Below are 2,624 nucleotides of genomic sequence, written 5' to 3' on the forward strand. Positions count from 1 at the left end.
CAGTAACAACTTACCAATTAAGCCATTTGGCTGATTTTTGCAATGAGGGGTGACACCCCTCATTTACTCAGGTATATTTGAAATATAAGATGCACCCTGATGATCGAGAGAGTCAGTAACACGGCTCTCTTTTTTTTTGCCTGTTGCCTGTTGCCTTTTGCCTTTTGCCTCTTCCCTTGTTTATAGCGCTATATCACTCCTGCCAAGACTCAAACCGACCTGGCAAAAGTACTTTTCTGATAGTGTTCACGTCAATTCTTGTCCACTGTTCCCTGTTCCCTGTTCCCTGTTCCCGACTTCTGCAAGAAGTCTAATATATTGTCTAACTGCAAGAGCCGAATCTAGCTGCAACGCCTCACCAGCAAGCATCTCGGCCTGGTTGATACTCAACTGTGTAATAACTGAAATCACAGTAGCGATCGCAGGTGGATTCACACTCAACTCATCCACCCCTAACCCTAATAAAATCGGTATCCCTACTGGATTCGATGCCAACTGACCACAGACACTAACTGTAATCCCTGCTTGATGAGCAACGCTTACCGTTTGGTGAATCATCCGTAGCACAGCCGGTTCAAGGGCATCAGCTAGCTTCGCCACCTTGGGATTAGTACGGTCAGCGGCCATTACATATTGACTCAAATCATTAGTACCAATGCTGAAAAAGTCCACTTCAGCCGCTAACTGATCAGCCATGGTTACTGCTGCCGGGACTTCTACCATAATCCCCACTGGCATCTGTTCATTAAAACGATACCCTTCTTGGCGCAACTCGGCTTTAGCCTCTGCTAGGATTTCCTTAGCAGCCCTTACCTCTTCTACTGAAGAAACCATGGGAAACATCACCTTAATATTGTGTCCATAACTCCCTCGTAGAATCGCCCGCAGTTGGATTTTGAGCATCTCTGGACAATCCAAACTCTGACGAATTCCCCGCCATCCTAGGAAAGGGTTAGGCTCTCGGGTGTGCCGATCAGAGGAAGCATCAGAAGACGCTAGATTCAGGAAGGGAATGGGCTTGTCACCGCCAATATCTAAAGTACGAATCGTTAGGGGATGGGTACCCATAATTTCCGCAATGGCTTGATAGGTTGCCAACTGCTCTTCTTCCATCGGAATAGTTAAGCGTTCCAGATAAAGAAACTCGGTCCTAAGTAAACCTATCCCTTGAGCACCACAATCGAGAGCCAATTTAGCATCAGCCTCTCCCAAAACATTTGCCATCAAGGGAATTGTGTGTCCATCTTGAGTAATTACCTCCCTAGGTAATTCATCCTTACTGTTGCTCTGTAGCTGTAATTCTTGCTTTTGTTCCTCAGAAGGCTCTACCCAAATTTGACCGGTTGTCCCATCCATGGCCAACTCCGTACCAGCTGGCAACGACAACACATCCTGACCAACACCAACCACCATCGGTATACCGAGCATATTGGCGATCAGGGCACTATGGGCTGTAGCACTTCCACTAGCGCAACAGATACCTAGGACTTGGATCGGATTTAGTTGCGCGACCTCAGAGGGGGTTAAATCAGCAGCAACCAGAATACCAGGCTCAGTCAGATCTAGACAGGTTTCTTTCCTATTCGTCAGTAATCGCAACACTCGCCAGCCGACATCGATCACATCATTTCCCCGAGCTTGCATGTAGGAGTCTTCCAGAGTTTGATAATTTGCTACGGTTTCATCGATCACAGTTTTCCAAGCCGCCCCTGCCCATAGATGCTGGTCAACTATAATCTGATAAGCTCTATTAACTAGGGCTGGATCCTCTAAATAGAGCAAGTGAGCCTGAAAAATATCTGCTTGATCGTTAGTAACAGTATTGATCAGGTGTTGAAGTTGCTGTTGTGCTGTTTTAATAGCAAGTTGTAGGGTTTCCCACTCGCCTTGAGGATTATCTGTTTGCTCTTCAATAATCTCTGGAAGTTTGGGTTGGTAGACAATAACCGCTCCCATAGCAATACCAGCAGCAGCGGGAATTCCAACTAACCTATCAAGTGTGACCGATGACGGGTGAAGGGATCGGTTACTGGGAGGGTTAGAATTTTGCTTGATGTCTTTTTTTGCTTTATCTAGTTTTTCCCCAAAATTGTTATCTACTAGCTGCTGCAAAGCTATCAAGGCTAATTCCGCATCTTCTCCTACTGCTTTGATGACTATTTCATCTCCCTTTTTGATACCTAAAAGCATCACATTATTAATGCTTTTTCCATTAACTATATTGCTAGTTTTGGTGATATTTTGTAACGTAATTTCTGAGTTAAACCGATTAGCCGTAGTAACCAGTTGCGCAGCAGGACGAGCATGAATTCCCTGTGGATTCTCGATAGTAAGATGGATTTCTTTGGTTGTAGAAGCTGGGATTGTAGACTCTTTAAAATTGGAGGTTGATTTATTCTCAGTACTATCAGTACTATAGGACTTAGGAAGTTTAGTTGGTTTTGCCCCCCTAACCCCCCAAATCTGGGGGGCACTATTCTCAAAGTCCCCCAAGTTTGATACCGCTGGCGAAATTAATATTTGTTTAGACATAGGTCAACCGGTCGGCCCAAGAGCAGCAAAACGAGAACATCGGGTAGCTGCAAATGGAACTCCCTGCCACCAATTAACCAAACGCACAATAT

At 45.2% G+C, this 2,624-nt stretch carries 1 protein-coding gene; it reads right to left on the reverse strand.

The features are described 5' to 3' along the window. Window positions 1-246 precede the first annotated feature (246 nt). Complete coding sequence (gene ptsP, locus F6K53_RS36900) at window positions 247-2,532, reverse strand: phosphoenolpyruvate--protein phosphotransferase (RefSeq protein ID WP_293084506.1); 2,286 nt, start codon at window positions 2,530-2,532, stop codon at window positions 247-249. Window positions 2,533-2,624: the final 92 nt, after the last annotated feature.

The organism is Moorena sp. SIO4A1 (assembly GCF_010672065.1).
GTDB lineage: Bacteria > Cyanobacteriota > Cyanobacteriia > Cyanobacteriales > Coleofasciculaceae > Moorena.